18 protein-coding genes and 1 pseudogene are annotated in these 19,735 nt (G+C 71.9%); 10 read left to right on the forward strand and 9 right to left on the reverse strand.

Going from position 1 to position 19,735, the window contains the following annotated elements; all coding sequences use genetic code 11:
• Positions 1–50 precede the first annotated feature (50 nt).
• The 7 genes and pseudogenes from ACZ6D7_RS24305 to ACZ6D7_RS24335 all read right to left on the reverse strand — a co-directional run bounded on the left by ACZ6D7_RS24305 (position 51) and on the right by ACZ6D7_RS24335 (position 5,041).
• Positions 51–779, reverse strand: a complete 729-nt coding sequence (locus ACZ6D7_RS24305; RefSeq protein WP_469494347.1) for a hypothetical protein — start codon at positions 777–779, stop codon at positions 51–53.
• Positions 780–890: 111 nt separating this feature from the next.
• A complete protein-coding gene (locus tag ACZ6D7_RS24310) occupies positions 891–1,784 on the reverse strand; it encodes a LacI family DNA-binding transcriptional regulator (RefSeq protein ID WP_469494350.1) in 894 nt (297 codons plus the stop codon).
• A gap of 219 nt (positions 1,785–2,003) precedes the next feature.
• The gene (locus ACZ6D7_RS24315; RefSeq protein ID WP_469494352.1) at positions 2,004–2,126 is read right to left on the reverse strand and encodes a hypothetical protein; all 123 of its coding nucleotides are present in this window, start codon (positions 2,124–2,126) and stop codon (positions 2,004–2,006) included.
• A 67-nt stretch (positions 2,127–2,193) separates the two neighbouring features.
• A pseudogene (locus ACZ6D7_RS24320) lies at positions 2,194–2,313 on the reverse strand (phosphotransferase-like protein); the annotation flags it as partial.
• A 121-nt stretch (positions 2,314–2,434) separates the two neighbouring features.
• The gene (locus ACZ6D7_RS24325; RefSeq protein ID WP_469494355.1) at positions 2,435–3,181 is read right to left on the reverse strand and encodes a hypothetical protein; all 747 of its coding nucleotides are present in this window, start codon (positions 3,179–3,181) and stop codon (positions 2,435–2,437) included.
• 76 nt (positions 3,182–3,257) lie between these two features.
• Positions 3,258–3,866: a DJ-1/PfpI family protein gene (locus tag ACZ6D7_RS24330; RefSeq protein WP_469494357.1), complete on the reverse strand. Its 609-nt coding sequence runs from the start codon at positions 3,864–3,866 to the stop codon at positions 3,258–3,260.
• 260 nt (positions 3,867–4,126) lie between these two features.
• Complete coding sequence (locus ACZ6D7_RS24335) at positions 4,127–5,041, reverse strand: LysR family transcriptional regulator (RefSeq protein ID WP_469494359.1); 915 nt, start codon at positions 5,039–5,041, stop codon at positions 4,127–4,129.
• A gap of 143 nt (positions 5,042–5,184) precedes the next feature.
• Between ACZ6D7_RS24335 and ACZ6D7_RS24340 the strand changes: the two genes are divergently transcribed.
• Positions 5,185–7,581 carry an FdhF/YdeP family oxidoreductase gene (locus tag ACZ6D7_RS24340; protein ID WP_469494362.1) on the forward strand — a complete coding sequence of 799 codons (2,397 nt, stop codon included), beginning with the start codon at positions 5,185–5,187 and terminating at the stop codon, positions 7,579–7,581.
• On the opposite strand, the gene ACZ6D7_RS24345 is transcribed toward ACZ6D7_RS24340, so the two are convergent.
• A complete protein-coding gene (locus ACZ6D7_RS24345; RefSeq protein WP_469494365.1) occupies positions 7,578–9,134 on the reverse strand; it encodes a sigma-70 family RNA polymerase sigma factor in 1,557 nt (518 codons plus the stop codon). The two genes, ACZ6D7_RS24340 and ACZ6D7_RS24345, sit on opposite strands and share 4 nt — an antisense overlap.
• A 102-nt stretch (positions 9,135–9,236) precedes the next feature.
• Entirely contained in the window at positions 9,237–10,643 is a 1,407-nt protein-coding gene (locus ACZ6D7_RS24350; protein ID WP_469494368.1) for an MFS transporter, read from the reverse strand.
• A gap of 491 nt (positions 10,644–11,134) precedes the next feature.
• Between ACZ6D7_RS24350 and ACZ6D7_RS24355 the strand changes: the two genes are divergently transcribed.
• The 9 genes from ACZ6D7_RS24355 (at position 11,135) to ACZ6D7_RS24395 (ending at position 19,733) form a co-directional block, all read left to right on the forward strand.
• The gene (locus ACZ6D7_RS24355; RefSeq protein ID WP_469494370.1) at positions 11,135–12,028 is read left to right on the forward strand and encodes a 2-amino-3,7-dideoxy-D-threo-hept-6-ulosonate synthase; all 894 of its coding nucleotides are present in this window, start codon (positions 11,135–11,137) and stop codon (positions 12,026–12,028) included.
• Positions 12,025–13,257, forward strand: coding sequence for a 3-dehydroquinate synthase II family protein (locus ACZ6D7_RS24360; protein WP_469494373.1), 1,233 nt, complete (start codon positions 12,025–12,027; stop codon positions 13,255–13,257). The genes ACZ6D7_RS24355 and ACZ6D7_RS24360 overlap by 4 nt, the downstream gene beginning before the upstream one ends.
• A gap of 6 nt (positions 13,258–13,263) precedes the next feature.
• Positions 13,264–14,661, forward strand: a complete 1,398-nt coding sequence (locus tag ACZ6D7_RS24365; protein ID WP_469494375.1) for a class I adenylate-forming enzyme family protein — start codon at positions 13,264–13,266, stop codon at positions 14,659–14,661.
• A gap of 129 nt (positions 14,662–14,790) precedes the next feature.
• Positions 14,791–15,066: an acyl carrier protein gene (locus tag ACZ6D7_RS24370; RefSeq protein WP_469494378.1), complete on the forward strand. Its 276-nt coding sequence runs from the start codon at positions 14,791–14,793 to the stop codon at positions 15,064–15,066.
• Complete coding sequence (locus tag ACZ6D7_RS24375; RefSeq protein ID WP_469494381.1) at positions 15,063–15,374, forward strand: acyl carrier protein; 312 nt, start codon at positions 15,063–15,065, stop codon at positions 15,372–15,374. Before ACZ6D7_RS24370 ends, ACZ6D7_RS24375 begins: the two co-directional genes overlap by 4 nt.
• Positions 15,364–16,653: a beta-ketoacyl-[acyl-carrier-protein] synthase family protein gene (locus tag ACZ6D7_RS24380; protein WP_469494384.1), complete on the forward strand. Its 1,290-nt coding sequence runs from the start codon at positions 15,364–15,366 to the stop codon at positions 16,651–16,653. The genes ACZ6D7_RS24375 and ACZ6D7_RS24380 overlap by 11 nt, the downstream gene beginning before the upstream one ends.
• Positions 16,650–17,525: a hypothetical protein gene (locus tag ACZ6D7_RS24385; RefSeq protein ID WP_469494387.1), complete on the forward strand. Its 876-nt coding sequence runs from the start codon at positions 16,650–16,652 to the stop codon at positions 17,523–17,525. The genes ACZ6D7_RS24380 and ACZ6D7_RS24385 overlap by 4 nt, the downstream gene beginning before the upstream one ends.
• Entirely contained in the window at positions 17,512–19,173 is a 1,662-nt protein-coding gene (locus ACZ6D7_RS24390; RefSeq protein ID WP_469494390.1) for a class I adenylate-forming enzyme family protein, read from the forward strand. The genes ACZ6D7_RS24385 and ACZ6D7_RS24390 overlap by 14 nt, the downstream gene beginning before the upstream one ends.
• Complete coding sequence (locus ACZ6D7_RS24395; protein WP_469494393.1) at positions 19,170–19,733, forward strand: hypothetical protein; 564 nt, start codon at positions 19,170–19,172, stop codon at positions 19,731–19,733. Before ACZ6D7_RS24390 ends, ACZ6D7_RS24395 begins: the two co-directional genes overlap by 4 nt.
• Positions 19,734–19,735 lie beyond the last annotated feature (2 nt).

Consider the following 19,735-nt stretch of genomic DNA (forward strand, 5'->3'; position numbering starts at 1 on the left):
GGTGACGGGTGACGGGTGACGGGGCAGTGAACCGACGAGGCCTGTCCAGGCTATGTCGGGTCCACGGCGCCCCGCCCCGCGGACCCCGGCAAGGACTTCTTCCGCGCCGCTCGGTCGAGTTCCTGCTTCAGGGCCGGCACGCCCTGTCCGACGAGGGTCTTCTCCAGGCTGCGGTCACTGGACCGGCCGACACGCTCGCCCTGGGCGAAGCCATCGGTGTCCACGACCTGCCCGCACCACTCCCCCTGTCCGATCCGCTGATCGTCGAACGGCACGACCGCGCCCTCACCGAGCGCCACCCACCGCTCCCCGTCCCAGCGCAGGGCGAGGATGTAGGTGTGGCCGGGTACGACACGCGGGGCGTCGCCGGTCAGTTCCGCGACACGGGTCTCGCCGTCGGAACGAAGCAGCTTCCAGCCCGGGGCGACGTAGTCGAGGGTGGCGCCCACGGTGGGGTGGGAGCGGGTGCGGGAGTTGAACGGCGTGTCCTGTGTGGCCAGTTCGACGGTCCGCTCCAGCCGGTGGCTGTACGCTCCGGTCTCCAACTCCTCGCGCGCGCTCTCCCGTTCCCGTTCCGCCTTGCCGACGACCACGACATCGGCGTACCGCACCCAGTCCGCCGCGGTCGCCGACGGATAGCGCTCGGTCGCGAGCCCGCACCCGTTGACGGTGTCGAGGCCGGGCCAGCCGATGAGAACGCCCGCGACGACGCCGACGGCGGCCACGACGGCGACGACGGGGCGTCCCGTCACGCGGGCCGGTAAGAGGTCTCTTCGCATGTGTTGATCTTGATGGAGTCATGATCAGTAAACCGTGACGCACGCCACTCTTCCGGTCACAGGCGTGTCACAGGCGAACAGATCTCACCATCACCACTCAGCGGGGCGCGGTCACACCGACGCGCGTACGACGATCCGGCCGGGCGCGGGGACCAGACCCGCCGTGTCGATGCCGAGGGCGACGCGGGCGGCGACCCGCCCCAGGGCCTCCGCGTCGATGTGGACCGTGGTGAGGGCGGGAGTGGAGAGGGAGCCGTGCTCGGTCTCGTCGAAGCCGATCACGGCCATCTCCTCAGGTACCCGCCGGTCGAGGTCGCGCAGGGCGGTGAGGCAGCGGAGCGCGATGTCGTCGTCGAAGGCGGCGACGGCGGTCACGTCCGCGTGAGCAGCGAGGAACTCCGCGACGGCGACCGCGCCGGCCTCCCGGGGCCTCGGCACGACGAAGCGCTCCAGGGGCGGGAGTCCGAGGCGCCGGGCGGCCTCCCGGGCGAATCCGAGCCGGGCGTCGGTCAGCGGGAAGTCGTGGTCGGGCAGGGCCATCGCGATGCGGGTGTGTCCGCGTTCGGCGAGGTAGCCGATCTGGAGCGCGGCGTTGGCGGCGAAACCGTTTGCCCCGTCCCGCTCCATCGCCTCGTGCCCCTGCATGTAGACCTCGCCGAGCCGCAGCACCGCTCTCGGCGCGATGGTGTCGAGGACCTTCTGCGTGGCCTCCGGGATCGCGTGCCCGTGCCGGACCAGCAGGATGTGGTCGTGCTCGGCGAGTTCTTCGTCCAGGCCTCGGACGTAGCTCCGGGAGAAGTTGCCCTCCATTCCCCAGTCGACGTTGAGCACGACGATCCGCGAGGACCCCTCGCGCAGGGCGCGGGCGATCCCGTGCGGGACGTAACCGAGGTCCTGGGCTGCCTCCATGACCCGCTGACGAGTGGCCGCGGAGATCGTCTGCCGTGGGTCGTCGTTCAGCACGAAGCTCACGGTCGCCCGCGACACGCCGGACGCCTTGGCCACGTCGCTCAACGTGACCCGGCCCGAACGACCCATGTCGACCCACTCCCATTCGTCGGACTGCGCGGCCCGCTCGCCCTGCCGGGGCCACGCGCCGCCGGGAGCGGCTTGCCACCTCTGGAACGTTTGAGTGCGTGAGGTTCAGTCTACGCAGCCGGATCCCTTCATTTCCCTGAAGCCTCAGGCCCCACGCCCCACGCCCCACACCCCACGCCTCCGGCCTCAGGCGAAGACGATCGTGTGGTTGCCGTCGCGGATGACCCGGTCCTCGGCGTGCCACAGCACGGCGCGGGACAGCACCGCGCGACCCGAGGCGGCGGGCGGATATGTGCGGTACGGGTACAAAACCGAGCCGCTTGACCGCCCGGGCCGCGTCCAGCCGCATCCGCAGGTCCTCGTTGCCGAGGAAGGTGATCAGCGAGTCGACCCCGACGGCGAGCCAGGGATCCGGCAGGACCGCATGCAGACACCGGACGATCCCGGACTTCCCCGAGCTGGAACCGCCGTTCAGCACGATCACTTCAGTTGTCACCGCGCCACACCAGAAGCCCTCCTCACCACGACCGAAACGAATTTCGGCAGGCCTGCCCTGCCGCCGCACCCACGCGAGCCCTTGCGGTCACGGCACTACCGTGGGCGGAGCACCTCGCTTCTCACGCCCGTCCTCGGGGCGTCGCGTCGGTGAGGTGGGTCCAGTGCGCGAGGGTCTCCTGGTGGGATCCGGTTGCCGTTTCCGCCGCCACCGTCGCGGCGGCTTCCGGGGTGCACGGTGTCTCCGCTCGGGTCAGGAGCGTCAGCGGCCACTCAGGAGTGCCGGCGGACTCGTCGCCGTCGAACGCGTGCCAGTCCCAGGGGCCGTCGAAGCGCCAGGCCCGCCCCGCGGTGTCGGCGACCTCGTCGCCGGGGTGGAGGAAGGCGTACGGACGGAACAGCAGGTCGAAGGTGAACGGGATGCCGTTGTCGGGGTGTATGTCGAAACCGGTTCCATCGAGGTGACTCTCCGGCGGGAACTCCTGGTACGACAGGCCGCGGGGAAGCAGCGAGACAGCCAGGTGCGGGCGCGGCAGCCAGCCCGTCTCCTGGGGCGGATCGAAGTGGTCGACGGCCGTCACGTGCACCACGGTCGGCGGTATGCCCACCCGGCACGCGTCGCCGGGCTCCAGGAACTCGGGCGCCGGGTCGGTGCGGAAGATCTCCGTCTCGTGCCAGACGCGGGTCTTCGCGTCGATGCCCAGGGCCACGATGCCGTTCCAGTGGTGGAACTCGCTGTCGGGGTCGGGCCGCCACCACGGCCAGGGCACCGACAGGTAGTCCCACTTCAGGTTCTTCACCCGGGTGGCGACGAACGGGCAGGCGATCGACAGCACGTCACCGCCCCGGAACTCCATGGCGTCCAGCATGGCGTCAGGTTAACGAGGGTGAGCACGGCGGGCCTGGGCCGGGCGGCTCAGGCCCGTCCTCGATCGGCTCGAAGCGTCAGCGCAGTGCGGACTCGCCCGCGTGGACGGCACGCAGGGCGCGCTCGACGGTCTCCTGGTTCTCGCCGACCGGAGCCACGTAGTCGAGGACGTCGCGCGCGGCGTCCTCCCCGAGCGTGCGGGTGATCACCCACGTGGCGAGGTACTGGGACGCCAGGCAACCGCCCGCCGTGGCGATGTTCCCCTCGGCGTGGAACGGCGTGTCCAGCACGGTGACGCCGCGGGCTTCGACGAAGGGCCGGCTCTTCCGGTCCGTGCACGCCGGCATGCCGTTCAGCAGCCCCAGCCGGGCGAGCACCAGCGCGCCGGAGCACTGCGCGCCGATCAGCTGGCGTGAAGGGTCGAGCGGCAGCCTGGAGATCAGCCGGTCGTCGGCGACCACGTCCCGCGTCTTCACCCCGCTGCCGATCAGCACGACGTCGGCTTCGGTCACGAACTCCATCGGGCGCTGCCCCGTCACCTCGACGCCGTTCATCGACGTGACCACCGGCGTCGGCGTCGTGACGAAGGCTTCCAGGCCGTCCTTGCGGCACCGGTTGATCAGCGCGGACGCGATGAAGCTGTCCAGCTCGTTGAACCCGTCGAAGGTGACCACGGCTACCTGCATCACGACTCCTTGACTCCTTCACCCACGGCACCGGACCGGATCACCAGTCTCCCTGGCGCATTGTTCCGGTTCGAGAGCCAATCGGCGGCCGGTGGCTTGCGCGCCGGGAGCCTGCCGCCGATTCCTTGTCTCCCCTCTCCCCTCTCCCCTCTCCCTCCCCCTATCCCTCTCCCTCGTCTCCAGCTGCACGCACCACACCCCGCTCACCGGCACTACCGAGGCACCGTCGCTTTCCTGCGACGTGATCGGCCGGACAGGTCCTAGTCGGGCAACCGTTCCAGCGCCGCCGAGATACCGGCCTCGGCGGCCGCGTCGATGAGCGCCTGGGCGATGACGGGGACGGGGTCGCGGGACGGGAGCATCAGGCCGATGCGTTCCGTGCGAACGGGCCGGACCAGCGGGACGGCGTGCATGCCGGCGGGGACGCCGAAGACGTGCAGCCAGGCGTGCGGCACGATGCTCGCCCACTGGCCCGCCCGGACGTGCGCGAAGAGGGAGGCGATGGAGTCCGTCTCCACCCGTGGGGTCACCGAGACACCGACCGCCTCGAAGACCGCGTCGAGGACCTGGCGGCCCTGCATCATCGGATGCAACAGGCACAGCGGGTACTGGGCCGCCTCCTCCCAGGAGATGTCGGCGGGTCCGGAGTCGGCGGCGGAGCGCTGGATCAGCAGGACATAGCGTTCCCGATACAGCGGGACGAACGTGAAGCCGTGGGCGAGGGCGGAGCTGTGGTAGGTCACGGCGGCGTCGAGTTCGTACGCCTGGAGCCGGGTCACGATGTCCTCCGCCCGAAGGTCGGCGAACACCTGAACGGTCGCCAGCGGATTGGCGGCGCAGAACGGCTGGGTGAGCAGGGCGACCGCCGTGGCCGCGGTCGGGACGGTTCCGATGCGCAGCCGGCCGGTCAGACCGGAGCGCAGCGCCTGGATCTCGTCCTCCATCGCGTCACGGTCGGCGAGGATGCGCTGCGCCCACAGGACGACCCGCTCGCCCTCCGGGGTGAGACCGTCGAACCTGCGTCCCCGCTGGACCAGCGGGATGCCCAGTTCCTCCTCCAGTTTCCGGATGCCCTCGGAGAGGGCCGGCTGGGAGACGTAGCAGGCCTGCGCCGCCTTCGCGAAGTGGCGGGCTCGGGCGAGGGCGACGAGGTATTCGAGTTGGCGCAGCAGCACACCTCCATGATCCCCCTGATCCGGGCACGGGCACGGGCACTGATCGGCGCCGCCTATCGGGCGATCGGAACCACCGCTTTGACCAGGCCCGACGCGTCGGCGAAGAGTGGGGAGGAAGGGCCGGCGAGAGGGCGTGACACGAGATGCGGGACTTCGACGAACCCGACGGACAGGACGACGAGGACGAGACGGACGGCCGACACCTGTCCGTGACCGCTCCCAAGACCTGGGCCACCGGCGCGCCCGCGGTCGTGCACGCCCTGCGCTACGCGCTGGGCCAGACCTCGCCGAAGCGCACCGCGCTCACCCTCCTCGGCATCAACCAGACGAAGGGTTTCGACTGTCCGGGCTGTGCCTGGCCCGAGCCCGCGCCGGGGCAGCGGCATCGCAACGAGTACTGCGAGAACGGCGCCAAGCACATCAGCGACGAGGCCACCTCGCGGCGGGTGACCGCCGAGTTCTTCCGGCGGTACTCCGTGGACGAGCTGAGCCTGAAGTCCGACCGCTGGCTCAACCAGCAGGGCCGGCTGACCGAACCGATGGTGCTGCGCGAGGGCGCGCGGCACTACGAGCCGATCGGCTGGGACGAGGCGCTGGACCTGCTCGCCCGCGAACTGCGTGCCCTGGACCACCCGGACGAGGCGCTGTTCTACACCTCGGGGCGGCTGGCCAACGAACCCGCCTTCCTGCTCCAGCTGTTCGCGCGGGCCTTCGGCACCAACAACCTCCCCGACTGCTCCAACATGTGCCACGAGTCCAGCGGTTCGGCCCTGAACGAGACATTGGGCATCGGCAAGGGCAGTGTGAGCCTCGACGACCTCTACAACGCCGACCTGGTGTTCGTCGTGGGGCAGAACCCGGGCACGAACCACCCGCGCATGCTGTCCGCGCTGGAGGAGACCAAACGCCGCGGCGGCCGGGTGGTGGCCGTGAACCCGCTGCCCGAGGCGGGACTGCTGCGGTTCAAGCATCCGCAGAAGGCGCGGGGCGTGCTCGGCCGGGGCACGGACGTCGCCGACCAGTTCCTCCAGATCCGGCCCGGGGGCGACCTCGCCCTGTTCCAGGCGCTGAACCTGCTGCTGGTCGAGGCGGAGGACAAGGAGCCGGGGACGGTCCTGGACCAGGAGTTCATCGCCGCTCACACCACCGGTTACGACGCCTTCGCCGACCACATCCGCACGACCTCCTGGGACGACGTCCTGCGCGCCACCGGGCTGAGCCGGGACGAGATCGAGCAGGTGCACACGCGCGTCCTGGAGAGCCGCAGCGTCATCGTCTGCTGGGCCATGGGCCTGACCCAGCACAAGCACGGCGTGCCCACCATCCGGGAGGTCGTCAACTTCCTGCTCCTGCGCGGCAACATCGGCCGGCCGGGCGCGGGCGTGTGCCCGGTCCGTGGGCACAGCAACGTGCAGGGCGACCGGACGATGGGCATCTGGGAGCGCATGCCGCAGCCGTTCCTGGACCGGTTGGGGCGTGAGTTCCGGTTCACCGCGCCGACGGCGCACGGGCTGGACTCCGTGGACTCCATCCGGGCCATGCGCGACGGTCGCGCGAAGGTCTTCGTCGGGGTGGCGGGCAACTTCGTCCGGGCCACGCCCGACAGCGACGTCACCGAGCGCGCCCTGCGCAGCTGCCGTCTGACGGCGCACATCTCGACCAAGCTCAACCGGTCCCACGCCGTGTGCGGACGCACCGCGCTGATCCTGCCCACGCTCGGGCGCAGCGACCGTGACGTCCAGGCGAGCGGGGAGCAGTTCATGACCGTCGAGGACTCCATGAGCGAGGTCCACGCCACCCGCGGCCGGCTGGCCCCGGCCTCCGCGCACCTGCTGAGCGAGGTGTCCATCCTCAGCCGCCTCGCCCGCAGGGTCCTGGGCGAGCGGCCGGACATCCCGTGGGAGGACTTCGAGGCCGACTACGACACCGTCCGCGACCGCATCTCCCGGGTCGTCGACGGGTTCGAGGACTTCAACGAGCGCGTGCGGCGCCCCGGCGGGTTCCGGCTGCCCAACCCGGTCAACAGCAAGGTGTTCCGCACGCCCAGCGGCAAGGCCGTCTTCACCGCCAACGACTTCACGCTGCTCGAGGCGCCCGAGGGCCACCTGGTCCTGCAGACGCTGCGCTCGCACGACCAGTGGAACACGATCCCGTACGCGAACGACGACCGCTACCGGGGCATCAAGGGCAGCCGGCGCGTCGTCCTGGTGAACCCGGCCGACCTCGCCGGCCTCGGGCTCGCGGACGGCGCTCTCGTCGACCTGGTCAGCGTCTGGTCCGACGGTTCGGAGCGCCGCGCGGACGCCTTCCGTGTCGTCGGCTACCCGACTCCCCCGGGTTCGGCCGCCGCGTACTACCCGGAGACGAACGTCCTGGTCCCGCTCGACAGCGTCGCGGACATCAGCAACACGCCGACGTCGAAGAGCGTGATCGTACGGCTGGAGCGGGCCACCGAGCGGGAACCGGCTCAGCGGGGCCGGGCGGAGGCGAAATCCTTGTGGCGGGGCTCCTGTTCACCGCCTGGGCCGTGGCCGCCCTAGTGGCCCTGACCTCCGTGCCCGTGCCCGTGACCCTGCCCCCGCCCCTGTCCGTGCCCGTTCCCGCGCCCGTGTCCGGTGCGACTCCCGTGCCCCGTGTCCTCGTGGTCGGCGGGGCAGTCGGTACCGTCGCCTTCGGTGCCCTCATCGGTACCCACGGGGGCCGGTTCCGGGTCCGTCGCGGGCGGTGTCTCGGGTTCCGGGGCCGGGGCTTGCGGTGACTCCGGTGTGCCCTCGTCGGTCGGGGGGACGGGCTTTTCGTCCACCGGCTCCTCGGGGGGCGGCGACGCGTCCGTCCCGTTTCCGTCCGTCGTGTCCGAGGATGCCGGGGGCGTGGTGGCGGCCGGGGTCTCGGGGGTCGTGTCCGCGGTGTCCGTCCGGAGCCGCTCCCCTTCCCGGCCCTCGGGCCGCGGCACGGAGATGACGAGGTCCTCCGGAGCCTCCGCCCCGACGGGGGCCTTCGACGGCGCCGACACCGGTATCTCGTCGACCGGCGCCTCGGCCACCGGCACTTGGGCCACGGGCAGGTCCGCCACCGGTGTCCGCTCGGCCGGTACGGGAGTGGTGCCGGGCCCGACGAGGACGAGGCAGACCGCGGCGGCACCCGCCGCGAGCGCACCGGCCGCCACCGCCACGGGGGCCTTGGAGCCACCGATCGCGGCATGGCGCACCCCGTGCAGCAGGCCTGCGCCCGGCCCGCCCACCGAGGTCGTCGTTGCCGTAGCCGCCGTCGTCGCTGTAGCTGCCGTGGCCCCGGTCGCCACACCCGCGGCCCCCGCCGCGAAGCCGAGCAGGAACTTGCCCGTGCCGCCCAGTACGAAGACGAGCAGGGCCGGGCCGACGAGAGCCGGCAAGCGGTTGTTCGCGAGCATCAGCGCGGCGAGCCGCTCACGGCAGTCGTCGCACGCGTCCACATGGCCGAGGAGTCGCTCGCGCTGACGCGCGGTCGCGGCGCCCCGGACGTACGCGGGCATCCGGGCCCAGTGCACCTGGCACGTGGGATCGTCCGGCGCGCCGGACTGCGTGCGCAGGAAGGCCTGTCGCATACCTTCCCGGGCGCGGTGCAGCAGGACGGCCGTGGCGCCCTCCTTGGTGCCGAGCTGCGGCCCGATCGCGGCCAGCGGCTGGCCCTCCGCCTCCGCCAGCCACAGCGCCCTGACCCAGCGTTCGGGCAGCTCGCCCAGGACCCGTACCACCAGATCGACGGAGGCCACCTGTTCGGCCGGATCGCCGGCGTGCGGGCCCGTGCCGGCCCGCTCGTCGGCCTGGGGATCCTGCGGTGTCTCGCGCACGGCGGTACCGGAGGCGATCGCGAGGTGCCGGACCGTCGTCCTGAGGTACGCCGGTACGTTGTCGATCTCGTGCCCCTCGGCCAGTCGCCGCCAGACCCGGAAGTGCGCCTCGGCGACGAGGTCCTCGGCGGTCCAGGCGTTCCGGGTGAGCGAGCGGGCGTACGCGACGAGACGCGGCTGCTGCTCCTCGTAGATCCGGGCGTAGTCGGCCGTGGCGGCGGTCGCGGAGGATGGTGCGGGCACGGCAGGGGACCTGTCGGACATGGAGGAACGCTCCAGTTGCCTGCTGAGGGGCAGAAGGATTTCGTCACCCTAGATGACAAAGGTTTCAACCAAAGTTCCAGCCCTCACAGGATGTGTCTCACATCACAACCGGTCGAACTCGTGGTCGCGCGTCTCGGGCAGGGCCAGCAGGCACAGCAGGCTCAGCAGGCAGAGGCCGCCGGTGTAGAAGCCGAGGACGAGCGGTGAGCCCCAACGACTGTTCAGCCAGGTGGCGACGAGCGGGGCGAAGCCGCCGCCGAGGGTGTTGGCGAGGATGAAGGCCGCGGAGGCGCCGGTGTAGCGCAGCCGGGCCGGGAAGAGTTCGGGGAGGAAGGCGGCGACCGGCGAGAACATCAGCGCGAGCAGCATGAGTCCGACCGTGTAGGCACCGGTGATCACCCACGCGTCGCGGGAGTCCAGCGAGGCGTACATGGGCACGGCCCAGAGCACGCAGCCGGCCGCCCCGGTCACCATGACGGGGCGGCGGCCGATCCGGTCGGCCAGCCGGGCGGCCGGGAGGGTGACGGCGATCCCGGCGGCCGCGCCGACGCTCGCGGCGGTCAGCATCGTGTTCTGCGGGATGCCGAGTTCCTTCGGCCCGTACGACAGGCTGTAGACGATCGTCAGGTAGTAGACGGCCGAGCCGCCGAGCGCCGCGCCGACGCCGAGGAGCAGCCGGCCGGGGTGGCGGGCGAGGAGCGTGCCGAGCGGGAAGCGGGGGTGCGCGGGCGCCGTACGGCCGGCCGCCTCCGTGAACACCGGGGACTCGGCGACCGCCGTCCGCACCCACAGGCCGACCACGACGAGCACGGTGCTGAGCAGGAACGGGATGCGCCAGGCCCAGTCGGTGAAGGCGTCCCGGCCCGCGAGGTTCAGGGTGGGCAGGATGACGGCGGTGGACAGCAGGAAGCCGAGCGAGGGGCCGGCGTTGGGGATGGCGGCGTACAGCGCGCGGCGGCCGGGCGGCGCGTGCTCCGCGGCCAGCAGCACCGCCCCGCCCCACTCGCCACCCATGCTCACGCCCTGGAGCAGACGGAGCGTCACCAGGAGGACGGGGGCGAGGAGTCCGGCGGTCTCGTACGTGGGCAGCAGTCCGACGCCGACCGTCGACACGCCCATCAGCATGAGCGAGACGACCAGGGCGCGCCGACGGCCGAGCCGGTCGCCGATCGTGCCGAACAGGGCGACGCCGAGCGGGCGGGAGAGGAAGGCCGCAGCGAACGTGAGGAACGCGGCGAGGGAGGAGACGGTGGGGTTGCCGGAGGGGAAGAAGGCGGGCCCGAGGACGAGCGCGCTGGCCGTGCCGTACACCGCGAAGTCGTAGTACTCGATCGTCGTGCCGACGAGGCTCGCGCCGGCGACCCGCGACACTCTCGCTCCGGCGGCCCGCTTCGCCGGGGACGGTGAGGACGGCGACGGCGGGGACGGCGGGGACGGCGGCGTGGCCGGTGCGGGGCCGGCCGGGCCGGAAACGGACTTGGGGACGGTATTGGACGGTAATTCAGGCATGGTGAGTCACTTCCGGTACGCCCGGTCCGCGCGGTCCGCGCACTCCGGGCTCGAATGGGGACGGGAAGGCCTCGCATGTAACACGAACCGGAGGGCTCCTGTCACCACCCCGACCGGAAATTCAATTTCGTCGAAATGGCCTTCCCGTTCGACTATTCGACCATGTACACGTGCCACGGGACGATAAAGCGTTCGATGCGGGCACGGGTGGGGCAGATCGGCCCAATATGCAGAGAACACTGGCGAACAGCACCCGCTGACGGCGTCAACCCGCCGCACCTGTCAAGCAGCTGTCAAATACTCATGCGGCGGTTGGCATGAATATTTCGCCGCGATCACACCTTGCCAACGGTCGATCACTCACGGAATGCTGTGCGGCGGGGAACTTGAAAGTTCTACTACCATCGCTTTTCGGCCACGGCGACAGCGGCTGACCGCTGCGGTCCCGGCTTTCCGGAATGCGGCCCCCAGGCTGGAAAGGGGCATTACCCATGCTGAAAACCGGCAAGTTATTGCGCTTAAGAAGACTTTCTCTGGCGGGGGACGGCCGGCATCTTCTCGTCCCTCTCGACCACAGTGTTTCGGACGGCCCGATCGTCCCCGCCGACAAGTGGGACGACCTGTTGCGCGCACTCGTGGACGGCGGGGCCGACGGGATCATCGTGCACAAGGGGCGGGCCCGTTCCTTCGCGCCGGACATCCTCAAGCGCTGCGCGCTGGTGGTGCACCTGAGCGCCAGCACCGCCTGTTCCGGTGACGTCAACGCCAAGGTGCTGGTCGCCGACGTCGAGGAGGCGCTGCGGCTCGGCGCGGACGCGGTGAGCGTCCATGTGAACATCGGCTCGGACACCGAGGCCCAGCAGCTCGCCGACCTCGGGGCGGTGGCCCGTTCCTGCGACGCGTGGGGCATGCCGCTGATCGCGATGGTCTACCCGCGCGGCCCCCGGATCGAGGACCCGCGCGACCCCGTCCTCCTTGCCCATGTCGCCAACGTCGCCGCCGACCTGGGCGCGGACATGGTGAAGACCTCCGTGGCACTGCCACTGGAGCGGATGGCCGACGTGGTCGCCAACAGTCCCATTCCCGTCCTCGCGGCGGGCGGCCCCCCGGACGACTCCGACCTCGTCGAGTACGGCACGACGGTGATGGCCGCCGGCTGCCGAGGACTGGCGATCGGGCGCCGGATCTTCTCCTCCCCCTCCCCCTACGCCCTGGTGTCCCGGCTCTCCGCGGTGGTGCACGGCGGCCCCGGCCCGGGAGTCACCGACGACCTGAGCATGAGCGCCGGCGGCACAACCGCGAGCGGCACAAGCGCACACAGCACAACCGCAAGCAGCACAACCGCCTCCAGCAACTACTCGACGATCGTGGCAGGTGTCGCATGAGATTCGCGTGGATCGATCTCCGTGAAGTCGCCCGCCCGCAGCTCCAGGCGGTGGTGGACGCCGCCGTCCACGCCCGGATGGCCGGAGTGGTATCCGCGGACGCGGAGTTGCTCGGGACCCTGCCCCCGACCGTGACCCGGGTGCTCGTCGCCGACGGGGCGGTCACGCCCGTGACGACGCCCGCTGCCGGGAAGAAGGCGGGCGACAAGCCGGGTGAGAAGACTGGCGAGAAGGCCGGAGAGAAGACCGGCGGAACCGGGGAGAAGCCGGGCGCCGGGCCCGCCGGATTCGACGTCCAGCTACGGAAGTTCACCACCCAGCCCGAGCTGGACGCCCTCGCCACCGCCAACCGGACCGCAGACACCGAGACGGGCACCGGCATCCCGGCCGCCGGCTTCATCGACGTACGGGACGACCGCACGCTGCGCCTGTCGTGCTCCGCCGCCCTGGTGCTGCCGTACACCGTCATCCACTTCGCCGACCCGACCAAGATCCCGCTGGAGATCGTGCTGGCCGCGGCCGAGTCGGCCGAGGGCAAGCTGGTCACCGTCGTCGACGGTCTGGAGGAAGCCGCGATCGTCTTCGACGTGCTGGAGCGCGGCTCGGACGGCATCCTGTTCACGCCCCGCAGCGCCGACGAGGTGTTCGCCCTGGCCCGGCTGCTGGAGGCCACCACGCCCCCGCTGGAGCTGTCCACGCTGACCGTGGAGAGCATCCGGCACGTCGGACTCGGCGACCGCGTCTGTGTGGACACCTGCTCGCACTTCGAGGAGGACGAGGGCATCCTCGTCGGCTCGTACTCCTCCGGGTTCGTGCTGTGCTGCAGCGAGACCCATCCGCTGCCGTACATGCCGACCCGGCCGTTCCGGGTCAACGCCGGTGCCCTGCACTCGTACACGCTCGGACCCGGCAACCGGACCAACTACCTCAGCGAGGTGGGTTCCGGCAGCACGCTGCTGGCGGTCGGCGCGGACGGGCGCACCCGGCGGGTGGTGGTCGGGCGCGCCAAGCTGGAGTCGCGGCCGCTGCTCGAGATCCGCGCGCACGCCGAGGACGGCCGGCTGGTCAGCCTCACCGTGCAGGACGACTGGCACGTCCGGGTGCTCGGTCCGGGCGGCAAGGTCCTGAACGTCACCGAACTCCAGGCGGGCGACGAGCTGCTCGGCCATCTGGCCACGGACAAGCGCCATGTCGGCCTGCCCATCGGCGAGTTCTGCAAGGAGGTCTGAGACCCCATGGACGCAACTGTCCGGAGTCTTCTCGACGCCCAGGACGACCGTCAGCCCTTCCTGATTCACCGTCAAGAAAACGTCAGTCGAGGCGAGTTACGGGAGCGGGTGGCCAAACAGGCCGCTGTCTTCGCCGGATACGGCATCGGCCCGGGCAGCACCGTGGGCCTCAGGACCCCGCCCAGCTTCACCCAGGTCGAGGTGCTGCTCGCGCTGTGGCGGCTCGGCGCCCAGGTGCTGCTCTTCGACTTCCGGCTGAAACCGGCCGAGATCGCCGGGCTGAGCGCCTCCTGCCGGCCACAGTTCATGGTCAGCGCGGGCACCAACGTCCAGGCGACGTTCGGCTTCCGGTCGGAGTACGAGGTGGTCACCGAACGCCAGGGCCGTGGCCGGCCGGCCGACACCGACCACCGGCTGGTCCAGTTCAGCTCGGGCTCCACCGGGCGGCCGAAGGTCATCGGCAGGACCGCCGCGTCGATCGCCGCGGAGGTGGACCGGTTCACCCGGATCCCCGGCATGCCGACGCACGGCGACCGGCTGCTGCTGCTCAGCTCGACGGCGCACAGCTTCGGTCTGGTCGCCGGGCTGCTGCACTCGCTCGCGGCCGGCGTCCGCGTCGTCTTCGCGCCCCGCGTGTCGGCCCGCGACATCCTGCGGACCGCGGTGGAACAACGGATCACCGCCCTGTTCGGGGTGCCGATGCACTACGAACTCCTCGCCGCCGTCGATCCCCCCGAACTGCCCGCACTGCGGGTCGCGGTGTCCGGTGGCGAGCTGATGCCCCCGCGGGTCGCGGCGCGGTTCACCGAGCGGTACGGCGTCCCGGTCGGCGAGTCCTACGGGACCACCGAGACCGGTGTGATCGCGATGGACACCGGCGGCACCCTGCGGCCGGCCGTCGGACCGGCCGCCCCGGGGATGGTGGTGCGAGTGCACCGGGGCGAACTGGACGTCGCCCTCGACACGTCGCCGTATCTCCACGACTCCGGCGGCACCCAGTACACGGACGGCTGGCTGCACACCCGGGACCGGGCCACGGTCGACGCCGGCGGGGCGGTGCGGGTGCACGGCCGCGCCGACTCCCTCGTGGTGATCGGCGGGCTCAAGGTGGACCTGACCGAGGTCGAGCACGTGCTCCGCGAGCATCCGGCCGTCGAGCAGGCGATCCTCGTCCACGAGGGCGTGACCGAGGCGTACGTCGCGGTGGGCGGCGGAGCCGGGCGGCCGTCCCCGGAGGAGCTGCTGCGCTGGTGCCGGGAGCGGCTGGCCGACTACAAGCTGCCCCGCGTGATCCGACTGCTGGAGTCCCTGCCCCGCACCTCCAACGGGAAGCTGCTGCGCCAGGCGGCGGCGCTCCAGGCCGCGGCGCTCCGGGCGTCCGTGTCGGGCGGCGACGCCGCGTAACCGCCTCAGGCCGTGTATCCCGGCATGCAGCCCGCCGTAGAGCCCGGCAGGTAGCCCGGCGGGCCCCGCCCCCCTCTTCCTCCCTTCCGACCTTCCGACCTTCCGACCCTTCACGTGGAGACACTGATCATGAGTACGTCGACCCTGGAAGACGAGATCCGCGAGTTCGTCCTGACCTCGGTCATCGACGAGATGAACATCCTGACCAGCCGGGACGGCATCACGGACGAGAGCCCGGTGACCGTCGGCGGACTGGACGTGGACTCGCTGAGCCTGATCGAGCTGGCGCTGCGGCTGGAGTCGCGGTTCGGCGTGGAGATACCGGACACCGAGATCGAGCCGCTGGCGTCCCTGACCCTTGGCGGGCTGGTCGCCGAGGTCGTCCGGCGCGGTGCGAAGGCATGAGCGGGGGGACCACGGCGAGCGGGGCGGACCCCGCGCTGTCCCTGTTCACCACCGACACGGTCCGGGAACTGCTGGCGGACCGCAACGTCTTCCCCGGGCTGCCCGACGACCTCGGTGAGGACGCCGAACTGGTCCTGGACTCCCTGGGGTTGGTGTGGCTGCTGCATGTGGTGGAGGAGCGGCACGGCCTGGTTGTGGAGCCCAGCGACGAGGACATCGCCGGGCTGACCTCACTGCGCCGGCTCACCGACTATCTGCGGGCCGCCGAGCGGAACCGCCCGACGGGGGGTGAGCGCGATGACCGGTGAGATCACGGTGACCGGGTACGGGGTACGCACCGCGTTCGGCGCCGGCGCCGATGCCCTGCGGCGCGGGGTGTTCGCGGGCGTGCCCGCGTTCGCGCCCACGACCCGCTTCGACACCGGTCCGTACCGTACGCCGATGGCGGCCGCCGCACCCGACGGCCCCGACGCGGTCGAGGCCTGGGCCCTGCGCCACGCGCTCGCCGAGTGCGGGGCGCGGGCGATGGAGATGGCGGGCCTGCGCCCGGGCACGGAGGCGGCGGTACTGCTCGGGGTGGCCGGGGACCATACCGGGGTCACCCGGTACTGGCGGGGTGGTGGAGGCGAGGCGGACGGCACCGAGCCGAGTCCGCCCACCGGCCCGCGACCCGGTCCTCCGCTTCCCGACGCCGCAGACGCCGCCGGCCCCACACGCCTCGCGGACGCCGGCCCCATCCGCCTCGCCGACCCCGGCCCCGCACGCCTCTCGGACGCCGTCCCCGCCCGGCTCGCCGAGTCGTTCGCCGGGGCACTGGGGCTGGTCGGGCCGCGGCTGGCCTTCACCAACGCCTGTGTGGCCTCCGCCGCCGCGATCGTGCACGCCTGCCGGCTGATCTCCTCCGGGCGGGCCGACGTGGCGGTGTGCGCGGGAGGCTACCTGGTGGAGGAGGAGACCTTCGGGAAGTTCGACTCGGGGCGGGCACTGTCCCGGGACGGCATGGTGCGCCCGTTCAGCGCCGACCGCAGTGGGCTGCTGCTGGGCGACGGCGTGGCGGCCGTCGTACTGGAGTCCGCCGAGCACGCCCGGCGTCGCGGTGCCCGGCCGACGGCGTCCGTGGTCGGGTGGGGCGCGGCCACCGACGCCCATCACATCGCCCAGCCGCACCCCGAGGGCGCCGGTCTCGCCCGCGCGGCGCGGCAGGCGATGCGGCTCGCCGATGATCCGCGGGGCACGGCTCTCGGCTATGTCAACGCCCATGGCACCGGCACGAAGTACAACGACGGCGCCGAGACGCGCGGGCTGCGGGCCGCTTTCCCCGAGCGGGCGGAGTCGATCCCGGTCAGCTCGACGAAGAGCACCACCGGCCACCTCCTGGAGGCGGCGGGCGTCGTGGAGTTCGTGATCACGCTGCTGGCCCTGACGGACGGGGTGCTGCCGCCGACCGCCGGGTTCACCGCGCCGGACCCGGAGTGCGACCTCGACTATGTGCCGAACCGGCCGCGCGAGGCCGATCTGCGCCGGGCTCTCACCGTCAACGCCGCCTTCGGGGGCGCCAACACCGCACTCGTCCTGGAGCGGCCATGACGACGAAGCCCGTACTGCGTTCCGCCCTCGGCGTCCTCGCCACCGCCACCGCCACCCACGGCACCGGGCGGGACGACGACATCCCGCTGCCGAGACTCCCCGGCTTCGTGGAGTCCGCCTTCAGCCCGCTGGCGTACGAGGTGAGCCGGCGGTGTCTGACCGAGCGGCCCGATGGGGGCACCTCCCGCTCGAGCGAAGCCGAGAGTGGGGGAGGGTCCCGTACGGCCGTGGTGCTGGCCGGTCTGACGGGTGACACCACGACCGCCGACCTGGCCAGCAGCCGCATGGTCTCCGGGAGGGTGCACAACCCGCTGCTGTTCATGCAGGCCACCCCCAACTCCGTACTCGGCCACACGAGCCGGGAGTTCGGGATCACCGGGCAGATGTTCAGCGTCTCCACCCTCGACGACCCGGTGACCGAGCTGCTCGCGATGGCCGACCTGCTGTTGGAGGACCCGGAGCTGGACCGTGTCCTGGTGCTGGGCGTGGAGCTGGGCGGCGGCGAGCGGCTGGCGGCCGTGCATCGGGAGCTGGCCGCCGGGAGCGACCGCCCGGTGCCGGACCTCCCGGCGTCCGCCGGCCTCGCGGCGGCCGTGCTGCTCGGCCGCCCCGGCGCCGGCACCCGGGTCACGGTGCGGTCCGCCGAGACGTCGTACGCGACCGGTTACGGCACCCCCCGCCACCACGGCAGCGTCCAGGGCCTGTTCGAGCTGGCCGACGCCCACCGGCGGCTGCTGCGGGACGGCGGCAGCCATCACCTCGTGGCGGAGGCCCGCCGCCGCCCCGCCGTGTTCACCCTCACCGCCCGCCCGGACCTGCCCGGGCCGGCCCACACCGCACGGAACGAGACGGAGACCCATGCTCATCAGTAGGCACGAGCGGGCGCGGATCTGCTCCGACACCGAACTGGGCGCCGGCAACGTCCTGGAGCGCCTGGGGGCGTACGGCCGTCCGCTCGACGAGGTCGTACTGCGCACGGACGGCGGGTGGCGGGCACCGGACGGCAGCCGTCCCGAGGCGCTGACACTCGGCGAGCTGCGCGAGGCCGTCGAGACGTACGCGGGCTGGTACGCCGCCCAGGGGGTGCGGCCCCGTGATCCGGTGGCCGTGCACTCCTTCTCCAGCGCGGAGTTCGCGCTGAACTTCCTGGCGCTGACCTCGCTCGGCGCGATCCCGTCGTTCGTCAACGGCAATCTGGCCCCCGACACCGCACGGGAGTACGTGCGCCGGCAGGGCGCGGTCGGCGCGTTCACGGACGCCGCCCACCGCGAGGTGCTCGCGGACTGCGGGCTCGGTTTCCACGTCACCGCCGCCGGTGTCCGGCCCGAGCACCGCGACGCGCTGCCGTCGGCGTACCCGTACCGGCACGACCCCGGCGACCCGGTGCTCATCTCGCACTCCTCCGGCACCACGGGCATGCCCAAGGGCGTGCCGCACACCCACCGGACGCTGATGTACGCGCAGCTGCACCGGCTGCGCTACTCCACCGGGACCGACATGGAGCGCACCCTGGTCGGGCTGCCGGGCGCGCACAACGCCATGGTGGCGACGCTGCTCTACTGTCTGCTCCTGCGCACCGACATCAAGCTCCTCTCCAGCCAGCGCGGTTGCGATGTGCTCGACGCGGTCGAGGAGTTCCGGCCGACCACCGTGCTGGCCTTCGCCGGGACCTTCGGCGAGATGGCCGCCGAGGACCTGACACGGCGTGATCTGTCGAGCGTGCAGGTGTGGTTCAACACCGGGGACGCGGCGCACGAGGCGCACATCCGGGAGCTCGTCCGGTACGGCGGTCATGTCGAGATCCGCCGGGACCTGAGCCGCGTACGGGTGGACGGCTCGGTCTTCGTGGACGGCCTGGGTTCGTCGGAAGCCGGTTACTCCGTGTTCCACAACCGGCACACCAAGGACACCTCGGCGTACGGGCGCTGTGTCGGCAGGCCGATCAGCTTCGCCGAGGCCGCGGTGCTCGCCGAGGACGGCACCCCGCTGCCGCCGGGCCGGATCGGCCGGCTGGGCCTGAAGTCGCCGACGCTCACACCCGGTTACTGGAACGACTCGCTGACCTGGAACCGGATGCGGCTGGGCGGCTACTGGCTCACCGGGGACCTCGCCCACAGGGACGAGGACGGCAACTTCTACCACCTCGACCGGGCGCCGGACGCCGTCCGCACCCGCGACGGGATCGTCTTCAGCACCCGCACCGAGGAACTCCTGCTGGCCGAGGTGCCCGGGCTGACCGACTGCACGGTCGTCGGGGTCGCCCCGGACGGCGTACGAGCGGACTGGGACGGCGACGGCGAGGCCGAGGCGTACGCGCTGCTCCACCTCGCGGACGACGCCGACGACCCGGGCGAGGCGGTGTGGACCGAACGGGTCAACGCCGTACTGACGGCCGCCGGACTGCCGCCCGTGGCACGGGCGTTGCGCAGGGAGCCGGACGAGATCGCCAAGGGCGCCACCGGCAAGGTTCTCAAACGAGTGATGCGCGACAGGTTCGCCGCCGAGGAGCAGCACGTATGAGCACGAACACGGGTGCCGACGGAGTCAACCACCGCGCGCGGGCGGGCGAGGCGTACCGGCTGTGGTGGCAGCACGACGCCCACTGGTACCAGGGGGTGGCCGCGCGGTTCGGGCAGGCGGCCGCGAACGAGATCAACGCCGAGGCGCTGCGCAAGGTCGCCCTGCACGTCGGGCAGCGGGTGGCCCGTCTCTCCGGCGCGCTCCCCGACAGCGGGGACACCGGCAAGGACCTCGAGGAGCTGCGCCGCCGCTACGACGAGTGCGGTGACCGGATGTTCCCGCCGGAACTGCGCAACGCCTCGACCGAGGTGGAGGAGGACGACGCGATCGTGCTGACGCTGAGGCGGAACTTCGCCGTCACCATGGTGCGGATGGCCGGTTCGCTGGACGGCTACCGGTGCCCCTGCACCGACATCCACGCGGGCTGGTCCGAGGGGCTCGGGGTGACCCTGACGGAGAACCGGGCCGAGAGCTGTCTGCGCGACGGCGACAAGGCGTGCCGGCTGGTCATGCGGATCGCCGGGACCGCCGGCCCCGTCCCGACCGCCACGGAGGGCTGAGC

This window comes from Streptomyces sp. NPDC041784 (assembly GCF_055591025.1).